This window comes from Streptomyces sp. NPDC047028 (assembly GCF_040644095.1).
Classification (GTDB): Bacteria; Actinomycetota; Actinomycetes; order Streptomycetales; family Streptomycetaceae; genus Streptomyces.
The window spans coordinates 180,360-199,510 of sequence record NZ_JBEYVS010000009.1 but is presented as its reverse complement, the minus strand read 5'-3'; the positions used below and the strand labels follow the sequence as shown (position 1 = coordinate 199,510).

Here is a 19,151-nt window from a genome sequence, read left to right as displayed (position 1 = left end):
GGTGATCCCCCAGATTTCCGTCATGCTGGGCCCCTGCGCGGGCGGCGCCGCATATTCCCCGGCCCTCACCGACTTCGTGTTCATGGTGCGCGGCACCTCGCAGATGTTCATCACCGGCCCCGACGTCGTGCAGGCCGTCACCGGCGAGCAGATCAGTCACGAGGGCCTGGGCGGCGCCGACACCCACGCCGGCACCACGGGCGTGGCCGCCTTCGCGTACGACACGGAGGAGGACTGCCTCGCCGACGTACGGCACCTGCTGTCCCTGCTCCCGGCCAACAACCGCGAACTGCCGCCCAGGGCAACGGCCGACGACCCGGCCGACCGGCTCGGCGAGGCCCTCCTCGACCTCGTCCCCGCCGACGGCAACCGCTCCTACGACATGCGCCGGGTCATCGAAGAGGTCGTCGACGACGGGGACTTCTTCGAGGTGCACGAGCAGTGGGCGCCGAACCTGGTCTGCGCCCTGGCCCGTCTCGACGGCCACGTCGTCGGCATCGTCGCCAACCAGCCCGCGGCTCTGGCCGGGGTGCTCGACATCCACGCCTCGGAGAAGGGCGCGCGGTTCGTCCAGTTCTGCGACTCGTTCAACATTCCGCTGGTCACCCTGGTCGACGTACCCGGGTTCCTGCCCGGCGTGGACCAGGAGCACGGTGGCGTCATCCGGCACGGTGCGAAGCTGCTGTACGCCTACTGCAACGCCACGGTGCCCCGGGTGCAGGTCATCCTCCGCAAGGCCTACGGGGGCGCGTACATCGTCATGGACTCGCGTTCCATCGGCTGCGACGTGTCCTTCGCCTGGCCCACCAACGAGATCGCGGTGATGGGCGCGGAGGGCGCCGCGAACGTCGTCTTCCGCCGGGAGATCGCCGCCTCCGACGACCCCGAGCGCACCCGGGCCGAGCGGATCGCCGAGTACCGGCGCGAACTGATGCACCCCTACTACGCGGCCGAGCGCGGCCTCGTCGACGACGTCATCGACCCGGCGGAGACCCGACCGCGTCTGATCGCGGCCCTGGAGATGCTGCGCGCCAAGCACGCCCCGATCCCCAGCCGCAAGCACGGGAACCAGCCGACATGATCAGGGTCGTGAGGGGAAACCCCGACGCGGCGGAGCTGGCCGCGCTGACTGTGGTCCTGACCCGGCTGACGGCGGCCACCGAGGCCGAGCCGGACGACCGCCGGCCGCCCGCAGGCCCGCGCTGGCCGAGCGACGACCGCGCCCCGGCGGGTGCGGGCGCCTGGGCGACGGCCGCGCCCCCGAGCTGGCGGGACGCGGCCTGAGGGCGGCCGGCACCGGTGTCCACACTGCGGACAAACCCATTCGCCTGTGCCGTGCACCGACCGATAGCGTGCGTCCCATGGCGACGACGTCTGACAAAAACGGAGCCAGCGATTCCGGGGTGCATCCCCGGTTCGCCGAGGCTCTCCAAGGACTGGGCATCGGGGACCTGACGGCGCGGGTACGGCGGTTTCCGGACAGTACGCGTACCGCCGTGGAGGCCGCCGCCGCCGTCGGCTGCGAGCTGAGTCAGATCTGCAAGTCGCTGATCTTCGCCGCCGACGGCGTGCCGGTGCTGGTCCTCATGGACGGCGCGTCCCGCGTGGACGTGGAGCGGGTCCGCGAGGAGCTGGCGGCCGGCAAGGTGACCCGGGCCGACGCCGGGATCGTCCGGGAGACCACCGGGTACGCCATCGGAGGCGTCCCGCCCTTCGGACACCGCACCCGAACCCGGGTCCTCGCCGACCGCTCCCTCCTCGCGCACGACGTGGTCTGGGCCGCGGCCGGAACCCCCTACGCCGTCTTCCCGATCGAGCCCCGGGAACTGGTCCGGCACGCCGGCGCCACCCTCGTGGACGTGCGCGAGAGGACCGCGTGACCCCGCTCGTCGCCACCGCGGTCCTGTTCGCCGCCGTCACGCACGCCAGCTGGAACGCCATCGCCCACCGGATCACCGACAAGCTGGTCGGCTTCACCCTGATATCCGGCGGCGGCCTGCTGATCGGCCTGGCCCTCGCGCCCTTCGTCGCCTTCCCGGCGTCCGGCGCCTGGCCCTACCTCCTGACCTCCTCCTGCGTCCACGTCGCCTACTACGCCCTGCTGATGACGGCCTTCCGGCTCGGCGACTTCGGGCAGGCCTACCCCATCGCCCGCGGCACCGCGCCCCTGGTGGTCACCGTCCTCGCCGCCGTCTTCGCCCACGAGGTGCCCGGCGTCTGGGCCGCCGCCGGCATCGCGGTCTCCTGCGTCGGCCTGACCGGCGTCAGCCTCTGGGGCATGCGCGGTCGCCGCCCGAACTGGCCCGCGATCGGCGCCGCCGTCGCGACCGGCCTCACCATCGCCACCTACACGGTGATCGACGGCCTCGGCGTCCGCGCCTCCCACACCCCGCTCGGCTACATCGCCTGGCTGATGGCCGTCCAGGGCGTGGTCATCCCGGCCTATATGTACGCCCGCAAGCGCGGCGACACGATCCGTCAACTCCGCCCCTACGCCTGGCTCGGCCTCTTCGGCGCCGTCCTGTCCGTCACCGCCTACGCCCTCGTCCTGTGGGCCCAGACCCGCGCCGAACTCGCCCCGATCGCCGCCCTGCGCGAATCCTCCATCATCGTCGGCGCGGCCATCGGCGCCGTCTTCTTCAAGGAACGCTTCGGCGCCCCGCGTATCGCCGCGGCGGGCCTCCTGGTCGTCGGCATCGGCCTGATGCTGCACGCCGGCTGACCGGCCGGGGCCGGCCCGCCCCGGACGTCTCAGCCGCTGACCGTCTGGCCGTCCTTGTACTCGATGAAGTCGTGGTCGAAGGGCACGCCGGGGAGTCGTCCCTGTCGCCGGCCGTCAGGATGCCGTCGATCGTGCCGGGCACACGGTGCGGGTCGGCACCGAAGTACGCGGTGACGGACAGCGTGCAGCGGATCTTGTCACGGTCGTCCCCGACCGCGAAGAACAGCTCCTTCGCGGTGTGGGCGTCCCAGTAGGCGATGGCGTCCCGGGTCCGCTGTTCCGTCCGCTCCCGTGCCCCCGTCGCCTGCGCGTCGCCGGCCGGCTTGCGGACGGTCTCCGGGCTGGTGGCGCCGTCCTGCCCGCAGGCGGACACGGCGTGAGTACGCGTACTCAGGGCCTTTCGAGGAGCTGGGCCAGGAGGGCCGTGTCCCGTAGGTACCGCTCGTAGGGGAAGTCGGCGGCGAGCAGGGCTTCACGTTGCTCGTCGTAGAGGGGCTTTCCGCTGTCGTGGAACGTTTTGCGGCCCGCGTCGGTGATGCGGACCAGGCGGCGCCGGGCGTGCTCCGGGTCGGGGCGGACCTGTACCAGGCCGGCCGCCTCCAGGGGGCGTAGCGCCCGGCTGATCGCGGGGTCGGACACCGAGAGTGCCTGTGCCAGTCGGTGCTGGGTCGCCGGCTGGATGTCCTCCAGCGTGCCCAGTAGCCGCATCTGGCTGTAGCTCAGGCCGCCGGAGTCGTCTCGGCGCTGCCTCGTGGCCTCGCCGAGCAGGTACACCACGCGATGCAGAAGGTCAGCCAGTCCGTCGTCCATGGTCTGAGCATACTCGAGTGTTGCGCGCTTAATATTAACCATGCAAGACTCGGGGTCATGGACACGATTTCTTACGTCTCGCAGTCCGCCTTTCCGCTGGTCTGGATCCTGGTGGCCGTCGTCGGTGCGTTCGTCGGCACCCGTCACAGTCCCTCCCGCCGGGCGGCCCTGGAAACCTGGCAGCGCTGGTGGGCCGTCGCCGCGCTCGGGTGCGGGAGTCTCTGGCTGACGGTCGCCTTCGTCACCGTGCCGGACGTCATGGCCACCGCGATCGGCTTCGACCGCACTCCGTTCGAGTTCGAGATCGCCTTCGCCAACCTCGGGCTCGCCGTCATGGGCTTCCGCGCCGCCTCCTCCTCGGCCACGCCCCGCGAACGCGTCACCGTCGGTCTCGGCGCCGGCATGTTCCTCTGGGGCGCCGTGATCGGCCACTTCGTCCAGTGGTTCGGCCACGGCGACCACGCCCCGGGCAACGGGGGCGGGGTCCTGGTCTGCGACGTCCTCTTCCCCGCCGTCATGATCGTCCTGGCTCGGCGTTCGGAGCGACTGGCCTCGGGGCACACGAAGAGCGGGCGCGAGGCGGATCCTCGTACGAAGATGGCCCCGGAGACGACAGCAGGGAGCAGCGCATGACCGACCAGCCCACCGTCAGTGTTCTCGGTACCGGCATCATGGGCGCCGCCATGGCCCGGAACCTGTGCCGGGCCGGCATGTCCGTCCGGGTGTGGAACCGGACCCGGGAGAAGGCCGAGCCGCTGGCTGCCGACGGGGCGCGCGTCGCCGGGACGCCCGCCGAGGCCGTCGAGGGTGCCGATGTGGTGCTGACGATGCTGTACGACGGGCACACGGTGATGGGTGTCATGCGGGAGGCCGTGCCTGGGCTGCGTTCCGGGACGGTGTGGGCGCAGTGCACCACCGCCGGCCTGGAGCTGACCGGCGACCTGGCCGCCTTCGCCCGCGAGCACGGCCTGGTGTTCTACGACGCTCCTGTGCTCGGTACCCGGCAGCCCGCCGAGGACGGAAAGCTCACCGTGCTGGCTGCCGGGCCGGAGGCTGGGCGGGAGACGGTCGTGCCGGTGTTCGACGCGGTCGGGGCCAAGACGTTGTGGACCGGCGACGACGGGGCGGCGGCCAGCGCCGGCCGGCTGAAGCTCGTCGCCAACAGCTGGGTGCTGGCGGCCACCGCCGCGACCGGTGAGGTGCTGGCGCTGGCCAAGGCGCTCGGCGTCGATCCTGAGAGGTTCTTCGAGCTGGTGGAGGGCGGCCCGCTCGACATGGGGTACCTGCGCGCCAAGTCCGCGCTGGTGCTGGAGGACCGGCTGACCCCGGCGCAGTTCGCGGTGGGGACCGCCGAGAAGGACGCCCGGCTCATCGTCGAGGCCGGTGAGGGGGCCGGCGTACGGCTCGATGTCGCGGCAGCCGCTGCCGAGCGGTTCGCGCGAGCCGCCGCGCTCGGGCACGGTGACGAGGACATGGTCGCCGCCTACTTCGCCAGCTTCGAGGACGAGCACTGAGTCGTGGAGGAGAAGTACCTTGTCCAAACCGCCGCTGCCTGCCGAGGCCGTCGCCATGCTGGGCCGGGCCAACCCCTGTGTGATGGCCACCGTCCGCTCCGACGGGGCGCCCGTGTCCACCGCCACCTGGTACCTGTGGCAGGACGGCCGGGTGCTGGTCAACCTGGACGCGGGCCGGGTCCGGCTGAAGCACCTGCGCCGCGATCCGCGCGTCACGCTCACGGTCCTCGCCGAGGACAGCTGGTACAACCACGTCACCTTGATCGGCCGGGTCGCCGAGATGTACGACGACACCGACCTCGCCGACATCGACCGGCTCTCCCGGCACTACACCGGCGACCCGTACCCGCAGCGCACCCGCCCCCGGGTCAGCGCCTGGGTGGACGTGGAGCGCTGGCACGGCTGGGGCGAGTTCAAGGACCGGGGCGCCGCCTCGTCGACGTGAGGGGCGCGGCATCCTCGACGTGACGTCCGCCGTGCCTGGGAGCACCCTGGAACCGAGGGATTCCAGGGATTTCCGGAGGTGTTCGTCATGTTGCACACCGCTGTGGGATGGCACATCGAGCTGGAGTTCGAGGAGGATGCCGAGCACACGCGCGCGGTCGCGATGGTGCGCCTGGGCGACGGCACCGAGGTCCGCGCGCACGGCCGTGCCACCCGGCACAGCGTGGACGCCAACCAGCCCCGGGTCGGCGAGGAGATCGCGGGCGCCCGCGCCCTCAACGAGCTGGCCATGCGATTGCTCACCAAGGCCCACGAGGAGATCGACGCGGACTCCGGCCGGACCTCGCACCCGATCCACGTCTGAGCCTCGCGAAGGTCAGGCCAGTACCCTGCGCACCGCCCGCACCAGTGCCTGCGCGCGCGGGTCCGCCGTCACGCTCTTGCGGAACCCGTTGGTGACGTAGCCGAACGCGATGCCGCTCTCCGGGTCGGCGAACCCGAGTGCGCCGCCCCGGCCGGGGTGCCCGAAGGAGCCGGGGGAGAGCAGCGGGGACGCGCTGCCGTGCAGCATGTAGCCGAGGCCGAAGCGGGTCCCCACGACCAGGACCCGGTCCGGCCCGGCGGACTGCTCCGCGCGGGCGAGGTCCACCGTGTCCGGGGTGAAGAGGCGGGTGCCGCCGTCCACTTCGCCGATGAGGGAGGCGTAGACGCGGGCCAGGCCGTCGGCGGTGGCGATGCCGTTGGAGGCGGGCAGGACGGCTGCGCGGTGCGCTGGCGCGTTCTCGTCGGGCGCCGGGGTGATCGCGGCGAAAGCGCGGCGGGTGAGGGAGCCGGGGTCGGCGTAGGCCTCGGAGACCGCCCGCTTGGGGCGCGTCTTCAGGGCTCCGGCCGCCTCGGGGGCTTCCAGGGGGCCGGCGCGGCCCACGTGTGTCTGCTCCGACTCCGGCAGGCCGAGCCAGAGGTCAGCGCCGAGGGGGCGGGCCATCTCCGCCGCGATCCACTCGCCCATGTCCCGCCCGGTGACCCGCCGGACCAGCTCGCCGGTGAGCCAGCCGTAGGTGTGCGCGTGGTAGCCGTGGTCCGTGCCCGGCTCCCAGAACGGGGTCTGAGCGGCTACGGCGGCCGCCGCGAGGTCCGGGTCGGCGGCCTCGGCCGGGGTCAGCGGCCGGTCGAGCGCGGGTATGCCCGCGCGGTGCGCCAGCAGGTGCCGTACGAGGGTGTGCTCCTTGCCGGCCGCCTTGTACTCGGGCCAGTAGGCGCCCACCGGGGCGTCCAGGTCCAGCTCGCCGCGCTGGTGCAGCAGCAGGAGTACGGCGGCGGCGACGCCCTTGGTCGCGGAGCGGACGATCTGCGCGGTGCCGCGCTCCCAGGGAGCCGGACCGTCCACGTCCCGGGTGCCGGCCCACAGGTCGACGACCCGGTGCCCGCCCCGGTACACGGCCACGGCGGCGCCGCGCTCGCCGAGCAGCGCGAAGTTCGCGGCGAACGCCTCCGCGACCGGCTCGAAGCCCTCGGCCACCGTGCCGTGCATGGCCACGTCTGCGTTCACGTCCACTGTCCCTCCATGCGCCTGCGACAGTGTGTGCAACACCGGGCAGAAGCCTGCGATTCCTCAGGCTCCCATGATGACCGACGTCGGATCGAAGCCGAACGGCAGCTCCAGCCGGTGGGCCCGCATCAGCTCCGCGTCGGACAGCAGCCCGCCCGTGGGCCCGTCGGCCGCGATGACGCCCTCGCTGAGGACCAGCGTGCGCGGGCACAGCTCCAGGGCGTACGGCAGATCGTGCGTGACCATGAGGACGGTGATGTCCAGGGAGCGCAGGATGTCGGCGAGTTCCCGCCGGGAGGCCGGGTCCAGGTTGGAGGAGGGCTCGTCCAGGACCAGGATCTCCGGCTCCATCGCGAGCACCGTGGCCACCGCGACCCGGCGGCGCTGCCCGAAGGACAGGTGGTGCGGGGGCCGGCCGGCGAAGTCCGCCATGCCGACCAGCTCCAGGGCGTGCCGGACCCGCTCCTCCAGCGCGGCCCCCTTGATCCCGGCCGCCGCCGGGCCGAACGCCACGTCCTCGCGGACCGTCGGCATGAACAGCTGGTCGTCGGGGTCCTGGAAGACGATGCCGACCTTCTGCCGGATCTCGGCCATGTGCCGCTTGCCGACGGGCAGTCCGGCGACCGTCACCGTCCCGGCGCCGCCGCCCAGGATGCCGTTGAGGTGCAGCACCAGGGTCGTCTTCCCGGCGCCGTTCGGGCCGAGCAGTGCGACCCGTTCGCCGCGCTCGATCGAGAAGTCCACCCCGAACAGGGCCTGATGGCCGTCGGGGTAGGCGAAGGCGAGGCCCGAGACCTCCAGAGAAGCGGTCACAGCATCCATCCCAACAGGCAGACGACGAGGGCGGCGGCGGGCAGGGCGAGGGCGTACGACCACTGCGCCCGGGACGCGGTCACCTCGTCGATCACGGGCATCGAACCGGCATAGCCCCGGCTCACCATGGCCAGGTGCACCCGTTCCCCGCGCTCGTAGGAGCGGATGAACAGGGCGCCGGCCGATTTCGCCAGCACCCCCCAGTGGCGGACGCCGCGCGCCTCGAAGCCCCGGGACTCGCGGGCGATCCGCATCCGGCGCATCTCGTCGGTGATGACGTCGCCGTAGCGGATCATGAAGGAGGCGATCTGCACGAGCAGCGGGGGCAGCTTCAGCCGCTGGAGTCCCAGCAGCAGTTCGCGCAGTTCGGTGGTGGCGGCCAGCAGCACGGACGCGGCGACCCCGAGGGTGCCCTTGGCGAGCACGTTCCAGGCGCCCCACAGCCCGTTGACACTCAGGGACAGCCCCAGCACGTGCACCCGATCGCCCTCGGCGACGAACGGCATGAGGACGGCGAACGCCACGAACGGGATCTCGATCAGCAGCCGCTTGAGCAGGAAGGACGCGGGCACCCGCGAGAGCCGGGCGACGCCGGCGAGCAGGACGGCGTACAGCGCGAACGCCCACATCGCCTCGCGCGGCGTCGACACCACGACCACCACGAAGACGAACACGGCGGCCAGTTTGGTGTGCGGCGGCAGACCGTGCACGGGCGAGTGCCCGTGCCGGTACAGCCGGTGCGCTCCCCCACGCTCGAATGCGCTCGCGCGGGAGGTACCCCCATCCACTCCCATCTCAGGCGGCCTCGGCGGCTTCGCCGCTGCGGCGCCGGCGGGAGACCGCCCAGAACACCGTGCTGCCCGCGACGACCGTCACGCCGACGCCGATCACGCCCGCGAGGCCGCCGGACAGCCGGGCGTCGGCGATGTCCTTCACGCCGTAGCCGGCCAGCGGGGAGTCCTCGGAGGCGTGCGCCCGCTCCTTCTGGTCGATGCCCTTGTCGTGGGCGACCTTCTCCAGCCCGTCGGGGTCGGCGGAGGCGTAGAAGCTGACGAACCCGGCGAGCAGCAGGGAGGTGAGCAGGCCCGCCGCCCACAGCCGGCGCCGCGAGGCGCGGGCGGCGACGGGGGCGGTGCCGGTCGCCGGGGCGGCGGGCGCGTCCACCAGCTCGCCGTTCACCCGCAGCTTGAGCCGCTGGTGCAGCCCGCGCGCGCCGTGCACCAGGTCCGGCCGTACGGCGATGACGGCGCCCACCGTCAGCGCGGTGATCACGGCCTCGCCGATGCCGATCAGCACATGGACGCCGATCATCGCGGTCGCCACCTTGCCGAGGGAGACGTCGGTGGTGCCGCCGACCGCGTAGATGAGGGTGAAGGTGACGGCGGCGGCCGGCACCGACACCAGCGCGGCGACGAACGAGGCGACCGTCACCGAGCGCCGCCCCCGGGGCAGCACCGCGAGGAGCGCGCGGAAGACGGCGTACGACACCACGGTGGTGGTGATCGCCATGTCGGTGATGTTCACGCCGAGCGCGGTCAGCCCGCCGTCGGCGAACAGCACGCCCTGCATGAGCAGCACCACCGACACGCACAGCACACCGGTGTACGGGCCGACGAGGATCGCGGCCAGCGCCCCGCCGAGCAGATGGCCGCTGGTACCGGCGGCGACGGGGAAGTTGAGCATCTGGACGGCGAAGATGAACGCGGCCACGAGCCCGGCCAGCGGGGCCGTGCGTTCGTCGAGTTCTCGGCGGGCGCCGCGCAGGCTCACCGCGAGGGCGCCGGCGGCGACCACTCCGGTGATCGCGGACGTGGGGGCGTCGATGAATCCGTCAGGTACATGCACCCGACGATTTTAGGGCCTTGTTGCGAATGCTTTGCAAGAGAGAGGAAGTCTCACCGCTCGCCGAGGCGTGAGCCGCAGAATATGGGACATTGGATGGGAAGCGGATGCACAGCTTTCGCATCGGTCACACAGCGTGAGAGGGCGGTCCGATGTCGGTAGTCGAACAGTACGCGCGCGCCCATATCGTCACGGACGAGGAGGACCCGGGAACCGTACCGGTGGTGCTCCGGTACGACCCCGACAGCGATCCACGCTCGGTCCGGGTCGGCCTGCCCGGTCCGCACGAGTGGACCTTCTCACGCACGCTGCTCGAACGGGGACTGCGGGCTCCGGCCGCCAGCGGGGACGTGCGGGTCTGGCCGTGCGGACGCGTCCAGGCCGTCCTCGAATTCCACTCGGACAACGGTGTCGAGGTCGTGCAGTTCGAGTCGAAGGCCCTGATCAGATTCCTCCGCCGGACCTACACCGCCGAACCCGTCCACATGTGACCCGGCCGGCCGGCTCCGCTCAGCCGCCCATCTTCAGCAGCGCCGCCACCATCGGACCGGCCGTGTCGCCGCCGTGACCGCCCGCCTGCACCACACCGGCGGCGGCGAGATCACCCCGGTAGGCCGTGAACCAGCCGTTCGGCTTCTTCTGCCCGTCGACCTCCGCCGACCCCGTCTTGGCACCGGAGTCCGGGCCGAGGCCTGCCATCGGCTTCACGGCCGTGCCGTACGCCGCCGTGTACCGCATGACCTCCTTCAACTGGCCCTGCGTCTTCGCCGACATCGTGCGCGCGGCCTTCGCCAGCGTGCGGTGGTCGACGTCCGGCGACACCAGGTACGGCTGGTGGAAGACACCCGACGCCACCGTCGCCGACACCGACGCCATGTTCAGCGGGTTCATCCGCACCCCGCCCTGCCCGATCAGCGAGGCACCCATCTGCGCCCCGCTCTGCACCGGCACCGAGCCGTCGAACGACGGCACCCCGATGGACCAGTTGTTCATCCCGAGGCCGTAGACCTGCTGCGCCTCCTTCGTCAGGTCGCTGTTCGACAGCTTCGGCGCGAAGTCGATGAACGCGTTGTTGCAGGACGCCCCGAAGCTCAGCTTGAACGAGCCGTGCTTGATCTCGGAGTCCGCGTCGTTGTGGAACGTCCAGCCGGCCAGCTTGTACGTCTTGGGGCAGGGGTGCTCGGCCTCCGGGGTGACGAGCCCCTTCTCGAACAGCATCGTCGACGTCACGATCTTCATCGTGGAGCCGGGCGCCAGGGAGCCCTGGAACCCGACGTTGAAGCCGTGGCCGTGGTTCGCCACGGCCAGGATCTCCCCGGTCGACGGGCGCACCACGACCACCGACGAGCGGTCCTGCTTCGCCACCTGCTGCTCGGCCGCCGCCTGGTAGACCGGGCTGAGCGTCGTCTTCACGGTGCCCGGCGTGCCCTTGCTCAGCTCCGCCAGCGTCTTGTCGGACAGTTTGGCCGCCTTCGACGCCTTGCCGCGCACCACGCGCAGCTCCACGCCCGCCCTGCCGCCGGCCTTCTTGCCGTACTTCTCCCGCAGCCCGTCCAGGACCGGGCCCAGCGACGGGTACTTGGCCGCCGTCAGCTCCCCGCCGTGCCGGTCCAGCGCCTTGACCGGCGGGGTGCCGGACTCGCCGGTGACGAGCGTGTCGCCGTCCTTCAGCTCGGGGTGGACGACGGAGGCGTGCCAGTCGACCAGCGGCCTGCCGTCGCTCGCGCGCCGCACGACGGTGAGGGAACTGCCGTACGCCAGCGGCTTGCTGTGCCCCTGGTACGACACCGTCGCCTTGACGGCGAACGGCACCTCCGCGCCGGTCGCCGGCTTCGCGGTGAGGGTGACGTCCTTGATGTGGGCGTCCTTGGTGTAGCCGGTGAGCAGGGCCTGGGCGGCGGCGGTGTCGTCGGTGGCGGCGGCCGCGTCGGCGACCTTGCCCTGCTGCCAGGCGGTGAGGAAGCGGGTGGAGGCGGTACGGACCTCGGCGGCCGTCAACGGGCCGGTCTTCACGGCCCGGTGGCCGGCCGTGGTCGCCGTCCGTGCGTCGGCCGCCGCCCCGCCGTCGTACAGCAGGTAGGCGCCGAGCCCGGCGCCCACCGCGACCACGGCGGTCATCGCGCCGAGTACGGCGGGTCTGTTCGAACGTCGCTCGGCGACGCGCCTTCTCTTGCCCACAGCCTCAGTTCCTCCGCACCTTCCCCAGGCCCCCCGCCACCTTCACACACACCCCAACGACGGCCCTCACCCTAAGGTCCCGTCCCTCCGGGGTGACGTCAGCCGGCGGTCCGTAGCACGCTTGCGACAATCGGACCGGCCGCGTCGATGCCGTGGCCGCCGTTCTGCACCAGCGCGGCCGCCGCCACGTCGCCCCGGTACCCCGCGAACCAGCTGTCCGACCTGGTGTCCCCGCCGACCTCCGCCGAGCCGGTCTTCGCACCGATGTTCCCGCTGAGCCCGGCCATCACCCCGGCGGCGGTGCCGCTGCGCGCGGTGCGGTTCATCATGGCCCGCAACTGCCGCGAGGTGCTCGCCGACAGCCCCCGCGCGCGGGCCGGCTTGCGGTCGTCCAGGCTCAGCGGCACGATCACCGGCTGCCGGAAGGTGCCGGTCAGGGCGGTCGCGGTGACGGACGCCATGTTCAGCGGGCTCATCTGCACCTGGCCCTGGCCGATGAGGTTCGCCGCCGTGTCCGGTCCGCCGGCCGCGGGGACCCGCCCGTCGAAGGAGGGCACCCCGATCTGCCAGTTGTTCCGCCCGAGCCCGAACCGGTTCTGCGCCTCGTCGGTCAGGGAGTCCACCTTCACACTGTCGGCGAACTTGACGAACGCGGTGTTGCAGGAACGGGCGAAGCTGTCGGACAGCGTGGCGTGCTCGTCCGGGGTCATGCCGGTGAGGTTGTGGAAGGTCTGGCTCTGCCACACCGCGGTCGGCGGGCAGGGCGCGGGCCCGTTCGAGGCGGTCAGGCCGTTGTCGATGAGGGTCGCCGCGCTGATGATCTTCATGGTCGACCCCGGGGGCCGCTCACCGAGCAGCGCCGCGTCGAAACCGTCGTTCCGGTTGTTGGCGACCGCCAGGATCTCCCCGGTGCCGGCCTTGACGGCGACCACGGAGGCGTCGGCGTACTTCGCCACCGCGGTCTCGGCGGCGGCCTGCGCGCTCGCGCTGAGCGTGGTGTGCAGCTTGCCCGGCCTGCCCTTGGCGAGGGTGGCCAGGGTGGTGTCGGCGCCCTGACCGCCGTCGGCGTCCGCCTGGTGCCGGATCACCAGCTCCACCCCGGCCCGGCCGCCCGCCCCGGCGCCGTACCGCCTGCGCAGCTCGTCCAGGATCGGGCCCAGCGACGGGTACTTCTCCCGCGTCAGCACCGCCCCGTTCCGGTCCACGGCCTCGATGGGCGGGACCGCCGACTCGTCGGTGGCGAGCGTGTCGCCCTTCGCCAGGTCCGGGTGGAGGACGGAGGGCCGCCAGTCGACCAGCGCCCGGTGCGTGGTCTCGCCCCGGACGACCTTCAACCGGCTCCTGTAGTCGAGTTCCTTGGACCTGCCCCCGTACGACACCGTCGCCCTCACCGTGAACGGCACGGTGGTGCCGTGCGCCGCGCCCGGGGCGACGCGCACGTTCCCGATGTGCGCCGCGTCGCCATAGGCGGTCAGCAACTCCCGCGCCTGCACGGGGTAGTTGGTGTACGACGCCGCCGTGGCGGGCTCGTTCTTCTCCCACGCGGCGAAGAACTTGCCGCTCGCGTCCTTCACCTCGTCCTTGCTGGGCGGCCCGGTCCTCACAGCCGCCACGGAGCCCGTGCCTCCGCCGCCGTGCAGCGCGGACAGGATGCTGTACGCGCCGTAGCCGGCACCGCCCACCATCGCGGCGACCACCGTGCCGACCATGCCGGCCTTGGCCCCCTTCCGCATGACGCCCGCCCCTCCCCGTGTCCCCGTTCGAGCCTCCGCCCGCCTCCAGGTCCTGAACGCGTTCAAAATGCGGGTGGCAAGCGCACTCTATGCGCTTGTGCGGCCCGTGTGACCGGCGTTGCCGATTGTTGTCCGAAGAGAGACGCCGCCGTCTGCACGCAGCTAGGTCGTCTAGACCAATATGCTGTTTTAGACCCACGTATCCAGCCACATCCGCGACCGCCACTGGTCGATCGGGATCGCGGTGCCGGTGTACAGGGGCCAGAAGTAGACGAAGTCCGCACGGCGGCGCCCAACAGGGCCCCGACCAGCACGGTGCGATCGCTAAATCAGGTGAACATGCAGCGTGCATACTCCTAGCGGAGCGCGGCGGATCGCGAAGGACCGGCGCTAGCTGCCAAGCAGCCGAGCTTTGGCCGCAGCGTACTCATCCGGGGACAGAGCGCCGCCATCTACGAGCTGCTGAAGCTTCGCCAGCTCGTCTGCTAGCGAGGGAGCAGGCTTGTGCTGCTGCGCAATCGCACCGTCGACCGCGGCTCGCAGTTCCTCGAACGCTGGTACCTGCTTCTTCGTGACGATCACGGTGTTCTCATCCTTGATCGCACTGGGGGTTTGACCGCCGAACGCAGATCGCCTCTCGACGCCGCCTGGCACGGTGAACTGGATGAAGCCGTTCACAAACACTCCGGGCGGTTTCCACTGCACCGCCGTGATCTGTGAGACGTGGATGCGCTTCACGCCCTTGCCGACGCTCGCACGTGCGAGGAAGCCTTTGCGGTTGATCGTCACGTATTCGCCGTCAAAGGAGACCTGGCCGTTATACCCCTTTGCTTCGATCATGTCTCCAGGGTCGGCCACCCGTGAAGCACCCGCACCTCAGCCCGCAACCAAGGAGATTACGGCTAAGAAGGCCACGGCGAAGAAGCCCACGAGGCGACCACGCGGCGCCTAGTCGAGGATGCCGTGGCTGGTGTCCGGCCGGCAGTGGGGGCCAGCGGGCACCCCATCGGCGAGCGCCCGCACCGCTGACTCCCGGCCCACGCCGCGCGACCGTTTCGAGGCGTTCCAGCAGCCGCCGTCGTGGACGTATACCGGGGCGGCGATCCGGTTGAGGCCGAGTTCGAGGAGCCCGGTGCCGGCGGTCGGGCCTGCTCGCCGTGTTGCCGCTCTGCTTCTCGGCGCTCGAGGTCAGCGATCTGCTGCCGGACCCGGTCGAGGGTGTAGGCGAGCCACGTCTCCAGGGTGCGGAGCCGGGGCAGGTCGGGCGGCAGGTCGGTCACGGTTCCAGCCTGCATCGATATTCGAACAGGCGCTCTAATCGAGTATGCGCCGCGTCGACTACCTCACTGACACGTAGGAGCGCATCCTTCGCTGCATTCGGCAGTCCATCGTCGAGACCGGCGAAGCGCCCACCGTCGCCGAGATCGGAGAGGTGGTCGGCCTGCGCAGCCGATCATCTGTCCACTATCAGTTGGTCGAATTGGTGGCGAAGGGCGCCATCGTCCGTGAGCGCTACCGGTCCCGGGGAATTCGCCTCGCATGATCAATCTCGGCGCTGAGGTGCCTACCGCTCACCTGTGGCCGTCGGTGGATGTGGCGCCCGCCTGGCCCTGCCCTTCACTGCAAGCGCCTTCCGCGAGGGCAAGCGTCATCAGTTTCCCGACAGGTGTGCCTGCGACAGATAGGCCGCGGTCCGCCGCAGGACCTCGTTCTCCTGCTCCAGCAGCTTGATCCGCCGACGCGCTTCCTGAAGCCCCGTGTTCTCCTGGCAGGTCACTCCAGGCTTGGTCCCGTCGTCGATGTCCGCGCGACGCATCCGAGCGACATGCAGACGACGTGACTGGGCCTACCGCCCGGTGAGAACAGAACTCTGAGCCAGGTAAACCGTTTTTTGCGTCGGGTTGCACTAGCTAGCAGTTAAAGCAGTTGTTCGGGATGTTCGCGACGACGGGGGAAGAGTTGAGTGTCACTGGGCCGCTGCTGTTGTAAACGCCGCCGCCGCCGCCGTCGCCTTTCGCCCTGTTGAGGGCGACAAGCGTATAATTCAGTGTCAGCGGGCTTCCGCCGGTGTTGTAAATGCCGCCCCCAACTCCTCCGGCCCCACTGGTGTTTCCGGAGACTACGGAGCTAGTGAGCGTAAGAGTCCCGCTACCCGCGCTGGAGCTCACGATTCCCCCACCGCTAACACCGGCCTGGTTGCGGGCAATGTGGGAGTTACTGACGTCGACTAGGCCGTCGTTGCTATAAATTCCGCCGCCATAGGTGGCATTGTTCCCGGTGATCAGGGAACTTTTGATGGTGAGAAAGCCCTCGTCATAAATGCCGCCTCCCTCCGTTGCGGAGTTACCAGTGACCCGAGAAGCAGTAAGAGTGAGAGAGCTCCTATCGTCTACGTTAATGCCACCCCCGTGTTGTTCATTGGCCCCATTTCTGATAATAAGATTGGAGAGCCGCACCTTCGCACCGGTGATTGTGACCACCGCCCCGGCGTGGCCGGCATCGAGTACTGCGCCAGGGGCCCCCTGGATGTTTAGGTCACCGGTGATGGCGAAGTTGCCTTCACAGAACCCGCTGACGGTAAGTGTCGGTGTCGTTCCCGCAGCATTTTCAACGGCGGTGTCAATCGCCGCCTGCAGGTCGCCGCTACCACAGTTGACAACTGCGTCGGCGTAGGCCGGGGCTCCGCTGACGAGGCTGAGCCCTGCCAGTGAGGCAGCGGCGGTGACCGTGGTCAGTGCTCGCTGAATCTGCCCAATGAAAGCGGTCCGCAAAGACATGCTTCTCCTTGACTCGGCCGGGCTCATGCGACCCGTTGTTCTGGGCAAGCTAGGGCCATGAGCTCTGTAACGGTGCACAACATCAGTGGTGTCCCGAAATGCGTGGCTGGATTGACCGAGATGGCCGTGTAATGGGGCGCGCGTAACGGGATGCGCCCACCCCGTCATGAGCCCGATGCCTGCACGAGTGATCGCAGAAGGTGCCATGCGCGACACCGTAGATCACCGCACTGACAGCGAAGTTGGCTACGCCCGCAGTCCTGGACAGTCGTGGCATGTGCCTGATCAATAGCGTGGGCGCCTGCAACGATGTGGGCATGTCGACGCCCGGAATGCCTCTCCAAGCCGCGCTCATTCCCGACTGCACCGAAGTGGAAGCCCATCACGCGGCCTACAGAAGAGCCAAGACCGACGACGCGATCTTTGTGTGCATCGCTCGTCAGAGACCACGGTTGATGGTGGAGCTTGACGCTATGTCTTGCAGCGGGCCCACCATCCCGGACGAGGCCCTGACGGCCTTGCAGTCCGCGGCTGAAGCGCTGGTGCTCGCGGACACAGTTACGCAGGCCAACGTCTCGCCCGACTACATCTCCATGCGGGCGATCGAAAGCGAGCAGAGGGCGCGCGAGATCGCGGCTGCGTTCCATGCCGCTCTGCACAATCTCCGACAGCTCTACATCGCCGTTCCGACCGGACGGTGGAGGGTCTAGCCGGCCGCATGCGGACGAGGCGTGGAGATCTGAGACGGGCTCGCCTCCCGGCTCAGCCATCTGCGCAGGTCAATAGTCTTGAGAGGACTGTAAAACTGCCAGTCGGCTAACCGGGCCGTCTACGGGCCGTCCGAGGGTGGCCGGTGACGACCCTGAACAACCAACCACGACCAGTGCGGCTCCGCATCCTGCCGAGCCGCGCTGGTGCGTATGCCCAGCTAAACCCACGTATCCAGCCACATCCGCGACCGCCACTGGTCGATCGGGATAGCAGTGCCGGTGTACAGGGGCCAGAAGTAGACGAAGTTCCAGGCGATCAGCAGGACCAGCACGCCCGCCGCCGACGCGCCGACGACCCGGCGGGTGTCACTCGACCCCGGCGGGCCGATGACCGCCCCGAGCAGCATCGCCACCGCCAGGCACAGGAACGGCACGAAGACGATCGCGTAGAACAGGAAGATCGTCCGCTCCTGGTACATGAACCACGGCAGATAGCCGGCCGCGATGCCGCACGCGATGGCCCCGGCCCGCCAGTCCCGGCGGAACGCCCAGCGCCACAGCACGTACAGGATCGCGATGCAGGCCAGCCACCACAGCAGCGGCGTGCCGATGGCCAGCACCTCCCGCGCGCACTTCTGCCCGGCGTCCGACGGGCAGCCGTCCGTACCGGGGGAGGGGGACTCGTAGAAGTACGACACCGGGCGGCCCAGCACGATCCAGCTCCACGGGTTGGACTGGTACGTGTGCGGCTGGGTCAGCCCGATGTGGAACTCGTACACCTGGTGCTCGTAGTGCCACAGACTGCGCAGCCAGTCCGGCAGGATCGTCCAGCGGCCACCCTTGCCGGCGGTCGCCGCCCAGTCGCGGAAGTAGCCGCCGGTGCCGTCCGACGGGGAGAGGATCCAGCCGATCCACGACACCAGGTACACCGCGATGGCCACCGGCACCGTCGCCAGAAACGCCAGCCCCGTGTCGTACTTCAGCACGGCGACGTACGGCTGCCGGGCACCCGCCACCTTGCGGGCACCGACGTCCCACAGCACCGCCATCACACAGAACGCGGCCAGGATGTACAGGCCGTTCCACTTCGTGCCGATCGCCAGGCCCAGCATCAGCCCCGCCGCCCAGCGCCACGGACGCCACCCGAACCGGAAGGTGTCGGCGACGTCCGCGTCCGGGCGGACCCGCCCGTCCCCCTGCACCGGCAACGCGGCGGCCAGTCTCTCCCGCGCCTTGTCCCGGTCGATGATCAGACAGCCGAACGCGGCCACCACGAAGAACATCAGCACGCCGTCGAGCAGCGAGGTCCGGCTCATCACGAAGTGCAGCCCGTCCACCGCCATCAGCGCGCCCGCCAGACAGCCGAGGAACGTCGAACGGAACATCCGCCGCCCGATCCGGCACAGCAGCAGCACGCTCAGCGTCCCCAGCAGCGCCGTCATGAACCGCCAGCCGAAAGGGTTGAACCCGAAGATCAGCTCGCCGATCCCGATCACGTACTTGCCGACCGGCGGATGCACCACGTACGACGCGTCCGTGGGAATGGCCAGGTGCCCGTGCGTCTGCAGCACCAGGTCGTTGACGTTCTTGCCGTCCCAGTTCACCGGGAAGCCGCGGTGCACCAGCGCCCACGCGTCCTTCGCGTAGTACGTCTCGTCGAAGATCACCGCCCGCGGGCTGCCCAGGTTCCAGAACCGCAGCACGCCCGCCATCAGCGTCACCAGCAGCGGCCCGCCCCACCCCGACCAGCGCGTGAGCCGGTCCGCGAGCACCGGCGGCACCCCGAGGGCCTGCCACAGGCGCGCACCGGGCCGCGCGTACGGCGGCACCAACCGATCGCGTACGTCGCCCCCCTGCGCCGTGCCGTGGGGCGTGGCCGGCCGGTAGCCGAACCGGCGCAGCCGCTGCTGCCACGACGGCAGCCCGTCGTGCGGTGCCTGGCCCTGCCGGAGGTCCGTGGAGGACGCGGTACTGGTCACCGCGCCATCGTAGGGAACCCTTCTGTGTGAGTCCCGCGCATGGCCGTACCCGTCGGCATGCCGGTCGTTTTCCCCCGGTG

General features: G+C 70.4%; 23 protein-coding genes. 11 read left to right on the top strand and 12 right to left on the bottom strand.

Annotation, left to right across the window (positions count from 1 at the left end; genetic code table 11):
* From ABZ854_RS11510 to ABZ854_RS11495, 4 genes are all read left to right on the top strand, one after another.
* The coding region (locus ABZ854_RS11510) for an acyl-CoA carboxylase subunit beta (RefSeq protein ID WP_361207855.1) at positions 1–1,081 on the top strand (1,081 nt) is incomplete at its 5' end.
* An 8-nt stretch (positions 1,082–1,089) separates the two neighbouring features.
* Positions 1,090–1,284: an acyl-CoA carboxylase epsilon subunit gene (locus tag ABZ854_RS11505; RefSeq protein WP_361207853.1), complete on the top strand. Its 195-nt coding sequence runs from the start codon at positions 1,090–1,092 to the stop codon at positions 1,282–1,284.
* A 77-nt stretch (positions 1,285–1,361) separates the two neighbouring features.
* Positions 1,362–1,880: a YbaK/EbsC family protein gene (locus tag ABZ854_RS11500; RefSeq protein WP_361207850.1), complete on the top strand. Its 519-nt coding sequence runs from the start codon at positions 1,362–1,364 to the stop codon at positions 1,878–1,880.
* Positions 1,877–2,722: a DMT family transporter gene (locus tag ABZ854_RS11495; RefSeq protein WP_361207848.1), complete on the top strand. Its 846-nt coding sequence runs from the start codon at positions 1,877–1,879 to the stop codon at positions 2,720–2,722. The genes ABZ854_RS11500 and ABZ854_RS11495 overlap by 4 nt, the downstream gene beginning before the upstream one ends.
* Before the next feature lie 390 nt (positions 2,723–3,112).
* Here ABZ854_RS11495 and ABZ854_RS11490 read toward each other — a convergent pair whose 3' ends face one another.
* Positions 3,113–3,532: a MarR family transcriptional regulator gene (locus tag ABZ854_RS11490; RefSeq protein ID WP_361207845.1), complete on the bottom strand. Its 420-nt coding sequence runs from the start codon at positions 3,530–3,532 to the stop codon at positions 3,113–3,115.
* Between the two features lie 57 nt (positions 3,533–3,589).
* Here ABZ854_RS11490 and ABZ854_RS11485 point away from each other — a divergent pair, with 57 nt between their 5' ends.
* The 4 genes from ABZ854_RS11485 (at position 3,590) to ABZ854_RS11470 (ending at position 5,854) form a co-directional block, all read left to right on the top strand.
* Positions 3,590–4,165 carry a DUF6790 family protein gene (locus ABZ854_RS11485; protein ID WP_361207842.1) on the top strand — a complete coding sequence of 192 codons (576 nt, stop codon included), beginning with the start codon at positions 3,590–3,592 and terminating at the stop codon, positions 4,163–4,165.
* Positions 4,162–5,046 (top strand): NAD(P)-dependent oxidoreductase, encoded by an 885-nt coding sequence (locus ABZ854_RS11480; RefSeq protein WP_361207839.1) that lies wholly within the window; start codon positions 4,162–4,164, stop codon positions 5,044–5,046. The genes ABZ854_RS11485 and ABZ854_RS11480 overlap by 4 nt, the downstream gene beginning before the upstream one ends.
* Before the next feature lie 19 nt (positions 5,047–5,065).
* A complete protein-coding gene (locus tag ABZ854_RS11475; RefSeq protein WP_361207836.1) occupies positions 5,066–5,491 on the top strand; it encodes a PPOX class F420-dependent oxidoreductase in 426 nt (141 codons plus the stop codon).
* Between the two features lie 87 nt (positions 5,492–5,578).
* Entirely contained in the window at positions 5,579–5,854 is a 276-nt protein-coding gene (locus tag ABZ854_RS11470; protein ID WP_361207834.1) for a DUF1876 domain-containing protein, read from the top strand.
* Between the two features lie 12 nt (positions 5,855–5,866).
* On the opposite strand, the gene ABZ854_RS11465 is transcribed toward ABZ854_RS11470, so the two are convergent.
* The 4 genes from ABZ854_RS11465 to ABZ854_RS11450 all read right to left on the bottom strand — a co-directional run bounded on the left by ABZ854_RS11465 (position 5,867) and on the right by ABZ854_RS11450 (position 9,697).
* A complete protein-coding gene (locus tag ABZ854_RS11465; protein ID WP_361207883.1) occupies positions 5,867–7,027 on the bottom strand; it encodes a serine hydrolase domain-containing protein in 1,161 nt (386 codons plus the stop codon).
* Positions 7,028–7,102: 75 nt separating this feature from the next.
* A complete protein-coding gene (locus ABZ854_RS11460; protein WP_361207831.1) occupies positions 7,103–7,861 on the bottom strand; it encodes an ABC transporter ATP-binding protein in 759 nt (252 codons plus the stop codon).
* Positions 7,849–8,646: a cobalt ECF transporter T component CbiQ gene (gene cbiQ / locus ABZ854_RS11455; RefSeq protein ID WP_361207828.1), complete on the bottom strand. Its 798-nt coding sequence runs from the start codon at positions 8,644–8,646 to the stop codon at positions 7,849–7,851. The genes ABZ854_RS11460 and cbiQ overlap by 13 nt, the downstream gene beginning before the upstream one ends.
* Before the next feature lies 1 nt (position 8,647).
* The gene (locus ABZ854_RS11450) at positions 8,648–9,697 is read right to left on the bottom strand and encodes an energy-coupling factor ABC transporter permease (protein ID WP_361207825.1); all 1,050 of its coding nucleotides are present in this window, start codon (positions 9,695–9,697) and stop codon (positions 8,648–8,650) included.
* 149 nt (positions 9,698–9,846) lie between these two features.
* Here ABZ854_RS11450 and ABZ854_RS11445 point away from each other — a divergent pair, with 149 nt between their 5' ends.
* Entirely contained in the window at positions 9,847–10,185 is a 339-nt protein-coding gene (locus tag ABZ854_RS11445; RefSeq protein ID WP_361207822.1) for an SsgA family sporulation/cell division regulator, read from the top strand.
* A 19-nt stretch (positions 10,186–10,204) separates the two neighbouring features.
* On the opposite strand, the gene ABZ854_RS11440 is transcribed toward ABZ854_RS11445, so the two are convergent.
* From ABZ854_RS11440 to ABZ854_RS11425, 4 genes are all read right to left on the bottom strand, one after another.
* A complete protein-coding gene (locus ABZ854_RS11440; protein WP_361207819.1) occupies positions 10,205–11,872 on the bottom strand; it encodes a penicillin-binding transpeptidase domain-containing protein in 1,668 nt (555 codons plus the stop codon).
* Between the two features lie 98 nt (positions 11,873–11,970).
* Positions 11,971–13,605, bottom strand: a complete 1,635-nt coding sequence (locus tag ABZ854_RS11435; protein ID WP_361207816.1) for a penicillin-binding transpeptidase domain-containing protein — start codon at positions 13,603–13,605, stop codon at positions 11,971–11,973.
* A gap of 390 nt (positions 13,606–13,995) precedes the next feature.
* Positions 13,996–14,445, bottom strand: coding sequence for a DUF4429 domain-containing protein (locus ABZ854_RS11430; protein ID WP_361207814.1), 450 nt, complete (start codon positions 14,443–14,445; stop codon positions 13,996–13,998).
* Between the two features lie 108 nt (positions 14,446–14,553).
* Positions 14,554–14,709 carry a DUF6233 domain-containing protein gene (locus ABZ854_RS11425; RefSeq protein ID WP_361207880.1) on the bottom strand — a complete coding sequence of 52 codons (156 nt, stop codon included), beginning with the start codon at positions 14,707–14,709 and terminating at the stop codon, positions 14,554–14,556.
* 259 nt (positions 14,710–14,968) lie between these two features.
* Here ABZ854_RS11425 and ABZ854_RS11420 point away from each other — a divergent pair, with 259 nt between their 5' ends.
* Positions 14,969–15,148 carry a hypothetical protein gene (locus ABZ854_RS11420; protein ID WP_361207877.1) on the top strand — a complete coding sequence of 60 codons (180 nt, stop codon included), beginning with the start codon at positions 14,969–14,971 and terminating at the stop codon, positions 15,146–15,148.
* Between the two features lie 108 nt (positions 15,149–15,256).
* Here ABZ854_RS11420 and ABZ854_RS11415 read toward each other — a convergent pair whose 3' ends face one another.
* On the bottom strand, positions 15,257–15,421 hold the full coding sequence (locus ABZ854_RS11415) for a hypothetical protein (protein WP_361207811.1): 165 nt from the start codon (positions 15,419–15,421) through the stop codon (positions 15,257–15,259).
* A gap of 94 nt (positions 15,422–15,515) precedes the next feature.
* Complete coding sequence (locus ABZ854_RS11410; protein WP_361207808.1) at positions 15,516–16,382, bottom strand: hypothetical protein; 867 nt, start codon at positions 16,380–16,382, stop codon at positions 15,516–15,518.
* A 275-nt stretch (positions 16,383–16,657) separates the two neighbouring features.
* Here ABZ854_RS11410 and ABZ854_RS11405 point away from each other — a divergent pair, with 275 nt between their 5' ends.
* Positions 16,658–17,092, top strand: a complete 435-nt coding sequence (locus ABZ854_RS11405) for a hypothetical protein (protein WP_361207805.1) — start codon at positions 16,658–16,660, stop codon at positions 17,090–17,092.
* A 218-nt stretch (positions 17,093–17,310) separates the two neighbouring features.
* Here ABZ854_RS11405 and ABZ854_RS11400 read toward each other — a convergent pair whose 3' ends face one another.
* Positions 17,311–19,071, bottom strand: coding sequence for a phospholipid carrier-dependent glycosyltransferase (locus ABZ854_RS11400; RefSeq protein ID WP_361207802.1), 1,761 nt, complete (start codon positions 19,069–19,071; stop codon positions 17,311–17,313).
* Positions 19,072–19,151 lie beyond the last annotated feature (80 nt).

Excerpts from the sequence above, each read along its gene's own strand:
- ABZ854_RS11500 (WP_361207850.1), top strand. The coding sequence starts at position 1,362 with ATGGCGACGACGTCTGACAAAAACGGAGCCAGCGATTCCGGGGTGCAT.
- ABZ854_RS11490 (WP_361207845.1), bottom strand. The coding sequence starts at position 3,532 with ATGGACGACGGACTGGCTGACCTTCTGCATCGCGTGGTGTACCTGCTC.
- ABZ854_RS11485 (WP_361207842.1), top strand. The coding sequence starts at position 3,590 with ATGGACACGATTTCTTACGTCTCGCAGTCCGCCTTTCCGCTGGTCTGG.
- ABZ854_RS11480 (WP_361207839.1), top strand. The coding sequence starts at position 4,162 with ATGACCGACCAGCCCACCGTCAGTGTTCTCGGTACCGGCATCATGGGC.
- ABZ854_RS11470 (WP_361207834.1), top strand. The coding sequence starts at position 5,579 with ATGTTGCACACCGCTGTGGGATGGCACATCGAGCTGGAGTTCGAGGAG.
- ABZ854_RS11460 (WP_361207831.1), bottom strand. The coding sequence starts at position 7,861 with ATGGATGCTGTGACCGCTTCTCTGGAGGTCTCGGGCCTCGCCTTCGCC.
- cbiQ (WP_361207828.1), bottom strand. The coding sequence starts at position 8,646 with ATGGGAGTGGATGGGGGTACCTCCCGCGCGAGCGCATTCGAGCGTGGG.
- ABZ854_RS11445 (WP_361207822.1), top strand. The coding sequence starts at position 9,847 with ATGTCGGTAGTCGAACAGTACGCGCGCGCCCATATCGTCACGGACGAG.
- ABZ854_RS11435 (WP_361207816.1), bottom strand. The coding sequence starts at position 13,605 with ATGCGGAAGGGGGCCAAGGCCGGCATGGTCGGCACGGTGGTCGCCGCG.
- ABZ854_RS11430 (WP_361207814.1), bottom strand. The coding sequence starts at position 14,445 with ATGATCGAAGCAAAGGGGTATAACGGCCAGGTCTCCTTTGACGGCGAA.
- ABZ854_RS11415 (WP_361207811.1), bottom strand. The coding sequence starts at position 15,421 with ATGCGTCGCGCGGACATCGACGACGGGACCAAGCCTGGAGTGACCTGC.
- ABZ854_RS11410 (WP_361207808.1), bottom strand. The coding sequence starts at position 16,382 with ATGTCTTTGCGGACCGCTTTCATTGGGCAGATTCAGCGAGCACTGACC.
- ABZ854_RS11405 (WP_361207805.1), top strand. The coding sequence starts at position 16,658 with ATGTGCCTGATCAATAGCGTGGGCGCCTGCAACGATGTGGGCATGTCG.